The sequence below is a fragment of the Frankia sp. CeD genome, assembly GCF_000732115.1.
Taxonomy (GTDB): Bacteria; Actinomycetota; Actinomycetes; order Frankiales; family Frankiaceae; genus Frankia; species Frankia casuarinae.
Window position 1 is genome coordinate 1 of sequence record NZ_JPGU01000026.1, and the last position, 16,010, is coordinate 16,010.

Sequence of the window (16,010 nt, forward strand, 5' to 3'; positions counted from 1 at the left end):
CGACAGGCCCTGCGGCGAACGCCATCGCGTGGTGCTGACCCGAGGGCTGGCCTGTCTGCTGCGGATGAGGCTCGTCCGGCCGAGCTACCCGTTCCTGACCACCTACGGGCCGACGACGACGTTCGCGGTCGTCCGCGACCTGGTGAGCCCGGAGTTGTTCGCCTGCGCGGCCGACGCCGCGCGGGCGTGTGGCGGCCATTCCGAGAACGTGCTCAGGAAGGCGCTGAACGTCCTGACCGCGATCGTGATCCATACCGGTGGCAGCCTGAACGAGGTGACCACAGGCGACCTCCTCGCGTTCCAGTCAGCCACGGCGCCCAGCCGTGGCAGCAAGATCAAAATCCGGATAAGTCGGGCCGTGGGACCTGCCCCCGGCCTGGTTCGACCAACTCGCCCCCGGCGGTACGCTCGTGGTCCCGCTGCACTGGCGGGGCCAGGCCCGCAGTGTCGCCTTCGCCCGTCAGGACACCCATCTCCGGGCGGAAAGCAGCCAGCTCTGCGGGTTCATTTCCATGATCGGTATCGTGTCGACCGGCGAGCAGACCGGCACGATCACTGACAACGTGGACCTGTGCTGGGATGCCGACCAGAACATCGCCCCGGCCGCCCTGCACGAGATGTTCACTGGACCGAGACCACCGCGTGGTCCGGCGCCTCCGTCGTCGCCAACGAGCCGTTTGACCACATCTGGCTGTGGCTGACCGCCACCTCACCCGGCACCTGCCGCATCGCAACTGAAATCTTCGCTGGCAACCGACACCCGGGATCACCGTCGACATCCGCGATCAACCGGAAAGTTCACGCAGTGCGGCAGCGTAGCCACGCAGAGCCTCGATCTGCTGGGTCAGTCGGGCCAGGTCCGGCGAAGACGCGACCACCGTGCCCACGACCTCGCTGGCCGCNGCCAGCAGGTCGTCCAGAGTGGCCACCGACGCCGACATTTCGGCCACCAGGTCCTTCCTCGTCGCCAGGATCTCGGCTCGTCGAGCGGGATACGTCACCGCTCGGGCCGCCCTTTCACACGCGACGACCCGCATGGCGGTGACCCGCAGCCCGTCCACCAGATCGGCGGCGCCGGCCACGGCCGCCCGCACCGGGCCGCGGGCGGCGCCGGGAGCAAGCGTCCGGGCCATCGCGACGAGCGCCGCCAGACCCGCCTCGCCACGGCGCAACGGCTCGGCGGCCGCCGAGTGCCGCAACGCCCAGGGAGGCGGAGCGGGAGCGCTCGGCAGGGCGAACCCGCGGTCCTCCCGCCGGATCACGGCCGTCTCCCAGCCCGCGAGACCCGCCCTGATGATCGCCGCAGCGCCCACGACCAGCCAACCCCAACCGTCCACGACGGCGGCGACCGGCGTCACCGAGGCCACGGCGATCCATCCGAAGGCGGTCACCGCCGCCCGACGACGCGCCCACCGGACGCCACGCCCGGCGCGCCGTTCGGTCCGCAGCAACGACCGGCGTTCGACATCGGCACGCACCCAGTCCGGCAACGCCGGCCGCAGTGCCCCGCCCGGCGCCCCGTCCCANCCCGGCCAGCCGGTCACGGCCGGTCCGCCATCCGACTCACGGCGTCCCACCGCCGGTGGGCTTGGCCGCGGAACCAGGCGACGCCGCGGAACCAGGCGACGCCGCGGAATCGGGCGATGCGGCGGAACCGCCCGCGCCAGCGGGAAGCTGGCCCCCGGCCGCCATGTCACCGCGCAACTCGGCGAGGCGGGAGGAGGCCCGGGCGTCCATGGTCGCGCGCCGCACCTCGATCATCCGCGCCTCCATCCCCTGGGAGGCGAGCTCGTGACGCCCAAGAGCGACCGCGTAGCGCTGCTCGACCTTGTCGCGGATCTCCCCGAGGGTGGGCGTGTCCCCCGCCGGGGCGAGCGAGGACATCCCCTCCATCGCCTTGGTCATCTGCTCCTGCATGGCGGCGTGCTCGATCTGTGTCAGCAGGCGGGCACGCTCGGCGAGATGGCGTTGCATCCGCACGGTGTTGTCCTCGACCGCGGTTCGGGCCTGCTGGGCGGACGCGGCGGCCTGGCGGTGCAGGTTCTTCAGGTCCTCCAGCGATGCTTCCGCCGAGACCAGCTGGCTGGCGAATGCCTGGGCCGTCTCCTCGTACCCGGCCGCGGTGACCAGGTCACCGGCCGCTCGCGCGTTGTCAGCCAGCAGCAACGAGGACCGGGCGGACTCGGTGAGGTTCGCGACCTCGTCCACCTGGCGTGCCATGCGCATCTCCAGCTGACGCTGGTTACCCACGACGAGCGCCGCCTGCTGGACCAGCGCCTCGTGCTGCTGCCGGGCCTCCATGATGGCCTGGTCGATCTGCACCCGCGGGTCGGCCTTCTCGTCGAACTTCCGGTTCGCCGAGGCCGACAGATAGCGGTAGATCTTGCGGACGACATTCGCCATACATCGATCGTCGCACGCCGGAGCCGCGGCGGTTACCCCGCGGCGGACTCAGACGGGCGGCTGCAGCGCCGTGCGGCCGCGTCCCGCGCAGACCAGACACGTCCGGCAGGCCGGCACAAAGCCGCCGCGCATGGTGGCGAAGACCACCAGCAGCTCGCCCAATCCGTTGCAGCTCTTGCACACCTGGACCAGCCGGCACTCCGACCAGCCGTCGTCGTCCTCCGGCCACGCGGGGGTATTCACGTGATCTTCTTTCCCTGCGGGCCATGCCCGGGAGTCCGCCCGGGAACGACGATCGACACCAACCTGCGCCACGAGAACTATCTCGGGATAGTCGCGGAGGGGTCCGCCAGCCGCCACCAGACAACCCTTTTCGGGGGAGGGCCCTTTCGGGGAGGGCAAACCGCCACCGGCGCGGGACTCACACCATCGCCTGGAACATCCAGTGCTGCTCCTCCAGGTCGTGGACGATCTCGATGATCAGGTTCTGGGTGACCGGGTCGGCCTTCTCGGTCGCGTCCATGCGGGTACGCATCCTCGTGACCACCCCGGCGAGGACCTCGGTTGTCTGCCGGATCACCTTCTCATCCGGGATGTACCCCACCTCCACTCCCGGCAGGTGGGTGCTTCGGGCGACCGTCGAGGACTGACCGTCCGGGTTGACCCCGATCGCGACGGCACGTTCGGCGGTGGCGTCCGCGTAACGACGCGCCAGATCGACAACCTCGTCGAGTTGGCGATGCACACTACGGAAGGTGCGCCCGGTGACGTTCCAGTGCAGCTGCTTGGCGGACAGGGACAGGTCGATCAGGTCGATCAACGTGCCCTGGAGGGCCTCACCGGTGACACTTCGTGCCCCGTCGGACAGCGGGCTGCGGATGGCACTCATACTCGACCTCTCTCACGCCGGAGACATCTGCTCCCTGCGGCGTGCCCCGTGAAGAGANCCGTATGCGACCAGAACACCCGACGTCCAGAACGCCCCGACGTCCAGCACAGCCCGACGTCCAGCACAGCCCGACATCGCGAACGAGACACACATCGAGACCTACCTCATCGGGACCTACATCACGAACGGAGCGCACGTCATGAACGGAGCAGACCCCGAACGTGAACGGGACAGCCGACGTGGCAGGACACCGGAAGACGCCGGACGCGCAACTCAGGCCGCCCGGTCGACGACCGCGGCGCGGGCGGGAACCACCACGGTGGGCGCGCCGACCCGCGCGGCGACCGCCAGTTCGGCGAGTTCGAGATCCTCACTCACCTCGCGCAGCAGGTCCGCGAGCCGTACTCCCAGTGCGTCACAGATGGCGGCGAGCAACTCGGAGCTGGCCTCCTTCTGCCCACGCTCGACTTCCGAGAGGTAGCCGAGCGACACCCGTGCCGCCGACGACACCTCCCGAAGCGTGCGGTGCTGATCCTGACGGCGGCGGCGCAACGCCTCGCCGAGCATGCGTCGGAGCAGGACCATCGAGCCTCCTCCTTCGTCCGCGGGATGCGTTCACCGTATACCCACCGCCGCGACCATCGGGCCCTCGTTGACGGGACTGTAACTGTGTAAGCACCTCAGATCCGGTGATTGGTCTCGCGCATCAGGGTGCGCCGTCTCCGGTTGTGGTCATCTCGCTGTTCGGCAGCCCGGCGAGCATCCGACGCACCAGGTCCAGCGCGGACACCACCGCGTACGTGCGGATGCGCGGCCGGTCCCCGGGCAGCCGTACCGACCGGGTGACGGTGCCGTCCGGTCCGGCCAGGCCGATATGCAGCGTTCCGACCGGTTTGTCCTCCTGCGGCTGCGGGCCCGCGACTCCCGTGGTGGCCAACCCGTAGGTGGCGCCCAGCCGGGACCGGACCCCCGCCGCCATCGCGGCGGCCGTCCTCGACGACACCGCGCCCTCGGCGGCCAACAGCCCCTCGTCGACACCGAGCGCCGACGCCTTGACCTCCGTGGCGTAGGAGACGATGCCGCCACGGAACGCGGCGCTCGCACCGGGGACGTCGGTCAGCCGCCCGGCGAGCAGCCCCCCGGTGATGGACTCCGCGACGGCCAGCGTCGCCGACCGCTGGACGAGCAGCCCCAGGACCACGCCTTCGAGGGAGTCGTCCGCACCGCCGTACACCCCGGCGCCCAGTGCGGTCCGGGCCGCGGTCTCCACCGGTGCGATCAGCATCTCGGCCTCGGCCCGATCCCGGGCCCGGGCCGTGATACGCACCCGGGTCTGGCCACCGCTGGCCAGGAACGCGATGCGCGGATTGCCGATCCGGGCAAGCCGGTCGACCTCGTCCGCGAGGGCCTCGGCGACGGCCGACTCCCACATGCCCGCCGTGCGCAGCACCCGGTGGACGACCACCGCGGGCTGCCCGGCCCGGCGCAGGATGTCGGGCAGCACGCTGGCGGTGAACATGCCGTTCATCTCGAACGGCACACCGGGCATCGCGTAGACGACGCCAGTCCCGATCTCCATCCGTATCCCCGGGGCTGTTCCGGTGCCGTTCGGCAGCGGTTGTGCCCCCTCGGGCAGGTCCGCCTGCCGGTAGTTCATCTGGGGCACGCGCCGGCCACCGTCACCGCGGCCCATGTCCCGGAACCGTCGCCGCAGCATCGACTCCAGGAAGTCGTCCCGGCGCAGGCCGACGCCGGCCGCGGCGGCGATGCCCTCGCGGGTCAGGTCGTCCTGGGTGGGACCGAGCCCTCCGGTCATGATGACGACGTCAGCCCGGTCCAGTGCCACCCGGATCGCCGTGGCGATCATGTCGATGTCGTCACCGACGACCGTTGACGTCGTGACGGTCACTCCGACGTCGGCCAGCTGCCGACCCAACCAGGCCGCGTTGCCGTTGACGATGTCGCCGTAGAGAAGTTCGTCCCCCACCGCCAGCAGCTCAGCGCGCATCGGTCCGCCCCTCCGTCTTCCTGATGGTCGGTCCGGCCGCCGTCGACGGGTCGGACCCGGCCGGCCCCGCCATCCGGTGGCGCACCGAGGGGCCGGTGCCGGGCGAGAGGCCGGTGGATGGTGCGCCCCTCGGCGGGGTGACACCGCCGGAATCCCGCGAGGCCCGCCGCCGCAGCGTGAGAGCTCGACAGACGTAATCGATCCCGGTGACCATGGCGACCACCACGCCGGCCGCGAGAATCACGGCCCGGCTCGTGGCGGCAACGCCCGCCAGCGGAAGCACGTAGAGACCGATCGCGACGTTCAGCAGCAGGGTCTTGGCCTTGCCCCCACGGCTCGCCGCGATCACCCCGAAGCGGATCACCCACAAGCGCAGGAGGGTGACACCGACCTCCCGCAGGAGGATCAGTGCGGTGACCGGCCAGGGCAGCTCGCCGAGCACGGACAGCGAGATCAACGCGGCACCGGTCAGCGCCTTGTCGGCGATCGGATCGACCAGGATGCCGAAGTCGGTGACGAGGTGCCAGCGGCGGGCGATGGAGCCGTCGATCTGGTCGGTCATCGCGGCCACCGCATAGGCGCCGAAGGCGGCGTACCGCCAGGTGTGACCGTCGGGCCCGGCGAACAGGAAGACCACGAAGACCGGCACCAACACCAGCCGCGTGATCGTCAGCAGGTTGGCGACGTTGACCACCGGGGCCGCGGGGACCACCGGGGCAGAAACGGGCTCCGCGGGGAGCGGCGACGGCCCTTCGCCGCGCTCCCCCTGGCGTCGGCGCCCGACGCCGTCACGTCCCATCCGCGACGCCCCGGCCCACGAGGGCCGCCGCCCGGTCCGGCGTCGGCCGCGCGACCGCAGCCGTGGGACGGGCCCGATCGAGCACCGCGATGAACTCCGCGATCAGATCGACACCCTCGGTGGCGACCACCCGGGCCTCGACGAGATCCCCCACCCCGACGAGATCCCCCACCCCGAGGCGCTCCGGCCCGTCATCCGCCGCGCCGCCCGGGGACAGTCGCACGACGCACCCGCCGTCGACCTCCGCCTGCTGGTGGGCGGCGCAGCCGGTGGCCAGACCACCGGCGACCTCCTCCACCAGGACCTGTACCCGGGAGCCGATCCGCGCGTCCGCCCGGGCGGCGGTCAGCTGCTCGACGAGGTCGGTGACGCGTACCCGGCGGCGCTCGATCAGCTCATCGGGGATCTTGTCTGTCAGCCCGGCGGCCTCGGTACCCTCCTCGTCGGAGTAGCCGAACACGCCGACGGCGTCGAGCTCGGCGGCCTCGAGGAACTCCGCGAGGATGTCGACATCCTCGGGGGTCTCCCCCGGGAACCCGACGATGACGTTGGATCGCGCCCCCAGCTCGGGCGCCAGCGCGCGGGCGCGGGCGAGCAGGTCGAGGAAGTGCCCACTGCCACCGAAGCGGCGCATCCGGCGCAGCACCGGCGGGCTCGCGTGCTGGAAGGACAGATCGAGATAGGGCGCGAGGCCCGGAGTGGTCAGCAGCACCTCGAGCAGCGACGGACGCATCTCGGCGGGCTGCAGGTAGACCGTGCGCACCCGGACGATGCCCGACACCGCCGCGAGTTGCGGCAGCAGCTTCTCCAGCGCGCGCAGATCCCCGAGGTCCTTGCCGTAGGAGGTGGAGTTCTCGCTGACCAGGACCAGCTCGCGGGCACCCTGACCGGCCAGCCATTCGGCCTCGGCGAGCACGTCGTCGGGTGACCGCGAGACGTGGGNGCCGCGGAACGACGGGATCGCGCAGAAGGCGCAGCGCCGGTCACNCCCGCTGGAGATCTTCAGGACGGCGACCGGCCCGGCCGTCAACCGCCGGCGCAGCGGAACGGCTCCGGTGGACACCGCGGCCGGCGGGAGAGCGGGGGCGGCCCGGTCCACCGGGGTGATCGGCAGCATCGTCCGCCGGTCACGCGGGGAGTGCGCGGGCACCGGGGTACCGGCCAGCACGGCCGCGAGGTGCGTGGCGATGTTCGGATAGGCATCGAATCCGAGGACCGCGTCCGCCTCGGGCAGGCTCTCGGCGAGCTCGGTTCCGTAACGCTCGGCCAGGCAGCCCACGGCCACCACCGCGCGCGGACCCGGGCCGGCGCCGTCCGCGGGACCGGACGGACCGCCACCGGCCCGCAGGCCGTCCGCCGCAAGCAGAGCGTCGATGGAGTCCTTCTTCGCCGCGTCGACGAATCCGCAGGTGTTGACGAGCACGGCGTCGGCGTCGGCGGCGTCGGAGACGAGCTCCCACCCGTCCGCGCCGAGCCGGGCGGCCAGCTCCTCCGAATCCACCTCGTTCCGGGAACAACCGAGCGTGATCAGAGCTACCCGGCGATGGAGGCGTGTGGACACCAGGTCAGGCTACCGGGACCGGCGCGGGCGGTGGCGCGGCCACGAGACCGCTACGCTGTTCGTCGCCGACCTCGCAGGCGCCGGAGGCTGCGGCGCTCACCCGGATCGTCACGACCTGCCCGAGCCCGCCCGGCGCCCCGAGGCTCCTGCCGTTGCACGACACATCGACCGCACCGGCATTGCCCACCCTGATGTGCAGGGCCCCCGACGCCGTCACCGTCCGGCTGTCGCCGGACTGCAGGAGCTGGGAGAGCAGGACATGCTCGGCGTCGTCGCGCACCTCCAGCCAGCTCTGCGCGTCGCGTACCGTCAGGACGACGTTCACCCCTGTCGGCGCGGGCGTGGTCACGCTGGGAGCGGCCGGGCTCGTCGAGACCGGCGGGACGCTCACGGTCGGAGTGAGCCCCACGGCCCCGCCCGGCCCCGGCGCGGCCCTGTCGTCCGAGGAACCGGAGGAACCTGGCAGCAGCAACGCGAGAGCCGCGATGACGCACACCACGACCAGCGAAACGATCATTGCCGGACCCCACCGGAACCCGCCGCGCCGCCGGCGGGACCCCCCGCGCAGCGGATCGAACTCGGCCGAGGGGATAATCATCAATGGGCCGGTGTGGTGCTCGTGCGAGGCGTCGTAAGCCGCCAGCACCCGCCCGGGATCGAGCCCGAGGGTGGTGGCGATGCTGCGCAGATGCCCGCGGGCATACACCGTGCCGCCGCACTGCGAGAAGTCGTCCCGCTCGATCTGATCGATCAGACCCGCCCTGACCCGGGTGCGCTCGCTGACCTGGGAGACCGTGAGACCGCGGTCACGCCGCGCCGCGGCCAGGATGGACCCGACGCTGTCCCGCGGCTGCGGATCGTCCGCGGACTGCATGAGCGAACCTCCGCAACCGTCTTTTCCGCCTACCGTGGGCGCGAGGCTTTCAGTTTACGGTGCGTCCCCCGGCGCTGAAAGCGGGGACATTCCACCGGAGGCTTCCTCATCCGTTACGCAGGGTTGTGAGCAAACCCTCCAACTCGTCCGGCATGACCAGCACGTCACGCGCCTTCGATCCCTCACTTGCGCCGACGATGCCCCGGCTCTCCATCAGGTCCATCAGCCGCCCGGCCTTCGCGAACCCGACCCGCAGCTTGCGCTGCAACATCGAGGTGGAGCCGAACTGCGTGCTCACCACGAGCTCGACGGCCTGCAGGAAGAGCTGCAGATCGTCTCCGATCTCCTCGTCGATCTCCTTCCTGGCCTCGCCGCCGGCGTCGAACACGTCCTCCCGGAACGCCGCCGGCGCCTGTTCCTTCGTGTGGTCGACGATGGCCGCGATCTCGTCCTCGGAAACGAAGGCACCCTGGATACGGGCGGGTTTACCCGCTCCCATCGGCAGGAAGAGCGCGTCCCCCAGGCCGACGAGCTTCTCCGCGCCGGCCTGGTCGAGGATCGTCCGGCTGTCCGCCAACGACGCTGTCGCGAAGGCGAGCCGGGACGGCACGTTCGCCTTGATCAGGCCGGTCACCACGTCGACGGAGGGCCGCTGGGTGGCGAGCACCAGGTGGATGCCCACCGCCCGGGCCATGGCGGTGATCCGGCAGATGGCGTCCTCGACGTCGCGCGGCGCCACCATCATCAGGTCGGCGAGCTCGTCGACGATGGCCAGGATGTAGGGGTAGGGCACGTAGACACGTTCGGATCCCGGCGGGGCGGCGATCTCGCCGTTACGCACTTTGCGGTTGAAGTCGTCGACGTGACGCACCCCGCACGCGGCCAGGTCCTCGTACCGGTTCTCCATCTCCTTCACGACCCATTGCAACGCATCGGCCGCCTTTTTGGGATTCGTGATGATCGGCGTGATCAGATGGGGAATNCCCTGATAGTTCGTCAGCTCGACCCGCTTGGGGTCCACCAGCACCATGCGCACCTGGTCAGGGGTGGCCCGGGCCAGCACCGAGGTGATGAGGGTGTTGATACACGTCGACTTGCCGGCTCCGGTCGCCCCGGCGATGAGGATGTGCGGCATCTTGGCCAGGTTGGCGAGCACGTAGCCGCCCTCGATGTCCTTGCCGAGACCGACAACCAGCGGATGCGGGTTACCGATCGCCTCCCCGCTGCGCAGGACGTCGCCGAGCGACACCAACTCCCGGTCGGTGTTGGGAATCTCGATACCGACCGCGCTCTTGCCCGGGATCGGACTGATGATCCGCACGTCCGGGCTCTTCACCGCGTACGCGATGTTCTTCGTGAGCTGGATGATCCGCTCGACCTTGACCGCGGCACCGAGCTCGACCTCGTAGCGGGTCACCGTCGGTCCCCGGGTGAAGCCGGTGACCTGGGCGTCCACTTTGAACTGGGCGAACACGTCGGTCAGCGAGGCAATCACCCCGTCGGTCGCGGCCGAGCGGACCTTGGGCGGCGTACCGGAACGCAGCAGGGTCGGCGACGGCAGCCGGTAGTCACCGTCGGTCGGGGGGACCAGATGCTCGATCTCGCCGCCGAAGTCCGCGGAACCCGGACCGGGGACGCCGGTCGCGGTGTCCGCCGCACCCGCGGTCACCCGGGCTGTCCGGGCCCGGGCCCTGCGCTGCGACCCGGGCGGTGCGGCCCCCGCTACCGGTTCCCCGCCACCGGCGGCCGCACCGCCCGGGTCGGGGGCCGTGGTCACGTAGCCGGTGTCCGCCTCCGGGCCGGCGAGCTCGCCGAACAGGTCGAGGGCGAGATCCCCGGCGGGCGGCCCGGCGGGCGGCCCGGCGGCATCGGCGGCATCGGCGGCATCGGCGGCATCGCCATCACCCGGGGACGTTCCCCCAGGCGGGGTCGCCCGACCACCACGCCGACGCCGACCCCTACCCGCCCCGGCCGCCCCGGCTGCGAGCAGGCCGTCGGACAGCTCCGAATCGTCCTCGGGGTCGTCGCGGAAGTCCGCGTCCGCGTCGTACTCGCCGGCATCCCGGGCGGGACCGCGCACCCCGATGGTGAGCCGATCAACGAGTTCACCGAGCCGCTCGGGCACCTGGCGGACAGGGGTCGCCGTGATGACGAGAACGCCGAAGAACGTCAGCAGCAGCAACAGCGGAACGGCGACGTACGGCGTCACCGCGCTCGCCAGCGGGAGGCCACCGAGCAGCCCGACGACGCCACCGGCCGCCCGCATCCGGGCGACGCCGTCCGAGAAGTCGGGCAGGCCACGGGCGATGTGCACCATGCCGAGCAGACCGACGGCGACCGCCGTCCACCCGATCACCACCCGGCCCCGGCTATCCGGATCGGTCGGGGACCGGACCAGCCGCCACGCGGCGCCCAGGCCGAACAGCGGCAGTACCCAGGCGCCGGCGCCGACCAGCAGCTCCAGGATCGCGGCCACATACCTCCCCAGCGGCCCGGCGGCGGAGAACCACACCGAGGCGCCGGCCAGGATCGCCCCGCCGAACGCGGTCAGGCCGAGCCCGTCACGCCGGTGCCCTGGATCGATGTGCAGCTCACGGGCGCCCCGACCGGCCCGGCGCAGCACGGTGCCCAGCGCCGTCGCCGCGCCCATCCACAGCCGGTAGACGCTCTTGACGACTGTCTGGCCGATCAGCAGCGACAGCGGGGGGCGACTCGCCCGCGCCGGTGGACGGGCCGGTGTCCTACCGCGGCCGGCCGCGCGGGAGCTGCCCGACCGGCCAGAGCCGCCCGACCGGCCAGCCGCCGTCGATGCGCGTGCCTTGCCGCCCTGACCGCCGCCTCGCGAGGTACCTTCACCCCGCGAGGTGCCTTGACGCCCACCACCGCCCCTCGGCCGGGACGTGGCCGTCTCCGTCTGCGCACGCGTCCGCGCGCCACTGGTCCGTGTGGCCACCGTCGAAACGGTACACACGAGCGTGCCCGAGTACTGGCAACCCCGACGAACCGGGCGCGCCGCANCGCCTCAGACCTCGAGAACCACCGGAACGATCATCGGACGGCGCCGGTAGTTCTCGTTGACCCAGCGACCGACCGTACGCCGCACGAGCTGCTGCAGGGCCGTCAGATCGTTCATCCCGGTGCGCATCGCGTCCACCAGCCCGTCGCTGACCAGTTTGGAGACGGAGTCGAAGGCGCCCGGCGCATCGGAGAAGCCGCGGGCGGAGAGATCCGGGCCGACGACGACCTTGCCCGCCGCGGCGTCCACCACGACGGTGATCGTGATGAAACCCTCCTCGCCGAGGATCCGGCGGTCCTTCAGGCTCGGCTCACCGACGTCCCCGACCGCGGCGCCGTCAACGTAGACATAGCCGCAGGGAACAACGCCGGTGATCCGCGCCCGGCCGTCAAGCAGGTCGATGACCATGCCGTCCTCGGCGAGCACTACGTGGTCCGGGGGCACCCCGGTCGCCTCGGCGAGCTTGGCATGGGCCCGCAGGTGCCGCCATTCGCCGTGGACCGGCATGACGTTGGACGGCCTGGTGGCGTTCAGAACGTAGAGCAACTCGCCCGCCGGGGCGTGACCCGAGGTGTGCACCTTCGCCACGCCCTTGTGAACGACCTTGGCGCCGTAGCGGGTCAGCCCGTTGATCACCCGGAACACCGCGTTCTCGTTGCCGGGGATGAGGCTGGAAGCGAGCACGACCGTGTCGCCGGCCTGGATGCGGATCTGGTGATCCCGGTTGGCCATCCGGGACAGGGCCGAGAGCGGCTCCCCCTGGGAGCCCGTGGAGATCAGGCAGATGTTGCGGTCCGGCAGCGCGTCCACGTCCNGGGCGTCGACGATCAGACCCGGTGGCACCCGCAGCAACCCGAGGTCGCGGGCCACTCCCATGTTGCGGACCATCGACCTGCCCACGAAGCAGACCGACCGGCCGTGCTCCTCGGCCGCGTCGAGCACCTGCTGCACCCGGTGCACATGGCTGGCGAAGCAGGCGATGATGATCCGGCGGGTCGCCTCGCGGAAGACTCCGTCGAGCACCGGGGCGATCTCCCGCTCGGAGGTGACGAACCCGGGCACCTCGGCGTTGGTCGAGTCGGACAGCAGCAGGTCCACACCCTCGCGGCCGAGCCGCGCGAAGCCCCCCAGGTCGGTCAGCCGGCCGTCGAGCGGCAGCTGGTCCATCTTGAAGTCGCCGGTGTGCAGGACGAGCCCGGCCTCGGTGCGGATGGCCACGGCCACGGCGTCCGGGATGGAGTGGTTGACCGCGAAGAACTCGCACTCGAACGGCCCGAAGGCGTGCCGCTCCTCCTCCCGGATCTCCTGAGTGACCGCCTTGACGCGGTGCTCGGCGAGCTTCGCGTTCATCAGCGCCAGGGTGAGCCGGGTGCCGATCAGCGGGATGTCACGCCGTTCCCGCAGCAGGTAGGGCACCGCCCCGATGTGATCCTCGTGTGCGTGGGTGAGGATCACCGCCTCGATGTCGTCGAGGCGATCCCGGATGGCGGTGAAGTCGGGCAGGATCAGGTCGATCCCCGGCTGGACGTCCTCCGGGAACAACACCCCGCAGTCCACGATCAGCAGCCGGCCGGCGTGTTCGAAGACGGTCATGTTGCGACCGATCTCCCCAACCCCACCGAGCGGGATGATCCGAAGGCCGTCCGCGCGCAGCGGCGGCGGCGGGCCGAGGTCGGGATGCGGATGGCTCATGAGNNNTCNCCCGCCGCGGCGACGGCCAGCCCGACGGACGACCCGGACCCGGACGACCCGGACCCGGACGAGGCGCCGGCCGGCGCGCCCCGCCCCCCGGCCTCGACGCCGCCAGGCGCGCCCGGCGGCCCGGCGGCGTCGAGGAGCGCCTCGGCGAGGTCCGCCCGCAGCCGCGCGACCTCGGCGGGAGTGGCGTCCACCAACGGTGGCCGGACCGGCCCCGCGGGCAGCCCGGCCAGCCGCAGCGCGGCCTTGGCCAGGATCACGCCCTGGGTGCGGAACATTCCTTCGTACGCGGGCAGCAAGCCCTGATGCAGCGCGATCGCCCGACCCACCTCACCGGCCCCGAAGGCCTCGATCATGGCACGGATCGCGGGTGCGGCCACGTGCCCGACAACACTGATGACTCCGCATGCCCCGATGGACAGCAACGGCAGATTGAGCGCGTCGGTGCCGGAGTAATACGCCAGACCGGTCCGCGCCAGCACCCAGGAGGATGCGGGCAGATCGTCCTTAGCGTCCTTGACCGCGACGATACGCGGGTGTTCGGCCAACCGCACCAAAGTCTCCGACGCCACCGGAACCCCGGTCCGGCCGGGGATGTCGTAGACGACGACCGGTAGCCCGGTCGCCTCGGCGACGGTGACGAAATGCCGCAGCAACCCGGCCTGCGGTGGCTTGTTGTAGTAGGGCGTCACGACGAGCAGGCCGTGCGCGCCCGCGGCTTCGGCGGCCCGCGCCAGTTCCACGCTGTGCGCGGTGTCACTCGTCCCGACACCGGAGATCACGCGGGCACGGCTTCCCACGGCCTCGACGACGACCCGCACCAGGCGGTCCTTCTCCTCGTCGGTGGTCGTCGGAGACTCCCCGGTGGTGCCGTTGACCACGAGCCCGTCGTTGCCGGCGTCCACCAGACGGCTCGCGAGCTGCGCGGCACCCGCCTCATCGAGACCGCCGTCCGCCCGGAACGGCGTGACCATCGCTGTGATCACGCGCCCGAACGGCGCCGGCGGCAACATTGACATACCGGTCACGCTAGACGGCACCTCCGACATCNCCTCGGCGACCGACGTCACCCGCCGGACCGCCGAACCTCCACGTTCACTCCTCCGACACCGCCGGGCCGGCACCGGTCCATCCTCCGCCCACGCCGCCTTTCCCGCTCCGCCGGCCCGAGCCGGGTCTGCTCCCCGGACCCGCCCACAAGCACCACCGGCGACCGGCGCGAGACCCGCGGGGGCCGCCGGGCCACCACACGCGGATACCATCCGGCCCAGCCCGGGGACGGCGCACCGCGCGGTGTCGGGCACCGCGACCGGGTCGGACGCCGATCGGACCCTGCCGTCACCGGATGGAGACGGATCGCGACCGGCCGGGCCCCGCTCGGGGACGACGGGACGACCGGCGAAGACAACACCGCACCGCACCGGACCGGACCGCGCAGCACCGTCCCACTCGCCGCGACAGAGCCTCCAGAGTACCGCCACCGGATCGTCCGGGCGGTGCCATCCGGCGGCGCGCGGGTCCGCCAGGATCGCACCCGCCACCCGGGACATTACCGTAATGCCGGACTACCATCACCCATTGCCACCAGCGAGGGCCGCCCGGGTCCCGCGGGCGATCTCCAGGTCCTCGCGTGCCTCGATCACGAGCGTGCGCACGGCAGCCCCCGGCACGCCGATCTCGCGCTCCGTGCCACCAGATGGGCCCGTACCACCAGATGGGCCCGTACCACCAGATGGGCCCGTGCCGCCCGGCAGACCCGTACCACCGGCCCGGGCCGGATCGTTACGCTCGGGATCCACCGCCACGCCCAGGTAGCCGAGTCCGGCCGCGGCCCCGGCCCGCACGGAGGCGGAGTTCTCCCCGACGCCGCCGGTGAACACCAGGGCGTCCAGCCCGCCCAGCGCGGCGGTCATCGCGGCGATCCCGGCGCGCAGCCGGTGCAGGTAGACCGCCAGCGCCAGCGCGGCGGCAGGCTCACCCGCGGCGACGCCGGACTCGACATCCCGCATGTCCGCCGTCCCCGCGAGCGCGCGCAGCCCCGCCGAGGTGAACAGGCGATCGGTGAGCTCGTGCGCGCTCAGTCCCGCCTCCGTCTGCAGCCACAGCAGCGCGCCGGGATCCACGGTGCCGGACCGGGTGGCCATCACCAGGCCCTCCAGCGGGGTGAAGCCCATCGTGGTGTCCNCCCCCNCCCCGTCGAGAACGGCGGCGAGCGACGCGCCCGAGCCGAGATGACAGGTCACGATGCGCCGCGCCCCGGTGAGCGCGGCCGCCCGCCGGGAGACGTGGGCGTGGGACAGGCCGTGGAAGCCGTACCGGCGGATGCCATACCGCTCCCGCCACTCGGCCGGGATGGCGTAGGTGATGGCCTCCGCCGGCATCCGGCTGTGGAACGCCGTGTCGAAGCAAGCGACCTGCGCCACCTCGGGCACGGCCGCCCCGACCTCGTCGAGGGCGGCAAGTGCCGCAGGCTGGTGCAGGGGGGCGAGGGCGGTCAGCCTCCGCAGCCGCTCGGCCACGGCCCGGTCGACGACCACGGGTGCGGTGAAATCCGTCCCGCCGTGCACGATGCGGTGCCCGACCGCGCCCGGCTGGCCACCCTCGTGGGTGAGCTCGCGCAACGCGGCGATGACCCCGGCCGGGTCCACCCGACCGGCTGGCGCGGTGAGATCGCGCGCGGCGAGCAGGACGTCGTCCGGGCCGATCAGCCGCAGCTTGAGGCTGGCCGATCCGGCGTTGACCACCAGGACGTTCATCGCGAC

Annotated in this window: 15 protein-coding genes; 1 reads left to right on the forward strand and 14 read right to left on the reverse strand. The window is 71.9% G+C overall.

What is annotated here, in order from left to right; all coding sequences use genetic code 11:
• Nucleotides 1-102: 102 nt before the first annotated feature.
• Nucleotides 103-282 carry a hypothetical protein gene (locus tag CED_RS14150; RefSeq protein WP_035731370.1) on the reverse strand — a complete coding sequence of 60 codons (180 nt, stop codon included), beginning with the start codon at nucleotides 280-282 and terminating at the stop codon, nucleotides 103-105.
• Between the two features lie 83 nt (nucleotides 283-365).
• Between CED_RS14150 and CED_RS26245 the strand changes: the two genes are divergently transcribed.
• The gene (locus CED_RS26245; RefSeq protein WP_369807841.1) at nucleotides 366-701 is read left to right on the forward strand and encodes a hypothetical protein; all 336 of its coding nucleotides are present in this window, start codon (nucleotides 366-368) and stop codon (nucleotides 699-701) included.
• A gap of 84 nt (nucleotides 702-785) precedes the next feature.
• On the opposite strand, the gene CED_RS14160 is transcribed toward CED_RS26245, so the two are convergent.
• The 13 genes from CED_RS14160 to CED_RS14220 form a co-directional block, all read right to left on the reverse strand.
• Complete coding sequence (locus tag CED_RS14160) at nucleotides 786-1,544, reverse strand: hypothetical protein (protein ID WP_011437910.1); 759 nt, start codon at nucleotides 1,542-1,544, stop codon at nucleotides 786-788.
• Between the two features lie 19 nt (nucleotides 1,545-1,563).
• Complete coding sequence (locus CED_RS14165; RefSeq protein ID WP_011437911.1) at nucleotides 1,564-2,403, reverse strand: PspA/IM30 family protein; 840 nt, start codon at nucleotides 2,401-2,403, stop codon at nucleotides 1,564-1,566.
• A gap of 48 nt (nucleotides 2,404-2,451) precedes the next feature.
• Nucleotides 2,452-2,646 (reverse strand): hypothetical protein, encoded by a 195-nt coding sequence (locus CED_RS14170; protein ID WP_023840200.1) that lies wholly within the window; start codon nucleotides 2,644-2,646, stop codon nucleotides 2,452-2,454.
• Nucleotides 2,647-2,824: 178 nt separating this feature from the next.
• Entirely contained in the window at nucleotides 2,825-3,292 is a 468-nt protein-coding gene (locus CED_RS14175) for a Dps family protein (protein ID WP_011437912.1), read from the reverse strand.
• Between the two features lie 273 nt (nucleotides 3,293-3,565).
• Complete coding sequence (locus CED_RS14180; protein ID WP_011437913.1) at nucleotides 3,566-3,877, reverse strand: helix-turn-helix domain-containing protein; 312 nt, start codon at nucleotides 3,875-3,877, stop codon at nucleotides 3,566-3,568.
• A 121-nt stretch (nucleotides 3,878-3,998) separates the two neighbouring features.
• Nucleotides 3,999-5,300: a competence/damage-inducible protein A gene (locus tag CED_RS14185; RefSeq protein WP_011437914.1), complete on the reverse strand. Its 1,302-nt coding sequence runs from the start codon at nucleotides 5,298-5,300 to the stop codon at nucleotides 3,999-4,001.
• The gene (locus CED_RS14190; protein WP_011437915.1) at nucleotides 5,290-6,099 is read right to left on the reverse strand and encodes a CDP-alcohol phosphatidyltransferase family protein; all 810 of its coding nucleotides are present in this window, start codon (nucleotides 6,097-6,099) and stop codon (nucleotides 5,290-5,292) included. The genes CED_RS14185 and CED_RS14190 overlap by 11 nt, the downstream gene beginning before the upstream one ends.
• Nucleotides 6,089-7,660: a MiaB/RimO family radical SAM methylthiotransferase gene (locus CED_RS14195; RefSeq protein WP_035911370.1), complete on the reverse strand. Its 1,572-nt coding sequence runs from the start codon at nucleotides 7,658-7,660 to the stop codon at nucleotides 6,089-6,091. The genes CED_RS14190 and CED_RS14195 overlap by 11 nt, the downstream gene beginning before the upstream one ends.
• Before the next feature lie 4 nt (nucleotides 7,661-7,664).
• A complete protein-coding gene (locus CED_RS14200) occupies nucleotides 7,665-8,534 on the reverse strand; it encodes a helix-turn-helix domain-containing protein (protein WP_023840202.1) in 870 nt (289 codons plus the stop codon).
• A 106-nt stretch (nucleotides 8,535-8,640) separates the two neighbouring features.
• Nucleotides 8,641-11,184: a DNA translocase FtsK gene (locus tag CED_RS14205; RefSeq protein ID WP_023840203.1), complete on the reverse strand. Its 2,544-nt coding sequence runs from the start codon at nucleotides 11,182-11,184 to the stop codon at nucleotides 8,641-8,643.
• Nucleotides 11,185-11,556: 372 nt separating this feature from the next.
• Entirely contained in the window at nucleotides 11,557-13,242 is a 1,686-nt protein-coding gene (locus tag CED_RS14210) for a ribonuclease J (protein WP_035911373.1), read from the reverse strand.
• Nucleotides 13,239-14,297: a 4-hydroxy-tetrahydrodipicolinate synthase gene (gene dapA, locus CED_RS14215; RefSeq protein WP_035911429.1), complete on the reverse strand. Its 1,059-nt coding sequence runs from the start codon at nucleotides 14,295-14,297 to the stop codon at nucleotides 13,239-13,241. The genes CED_RS14210 and dapA overlap by 4 nt, the downstream gene beginning before the upstream one ends.
• Before the next feature lie 522 nt (nucleotides 14,298-14,819).
• Nucleotides 14,820-16,004 (reverse strand): acetate/propionate family kinase, encoded by a 1,185-nt coding sequence (locus tag CED_RS14220; protein ID WP_035911376.1) that lies wholly within the window; start codon nucleotides 16,002-16,004, stop codon nucleotides 14,820-14,822.
• Between the last annotated feature and the right edge of the window lie 6 nt (nucleotides 16,005-16,010).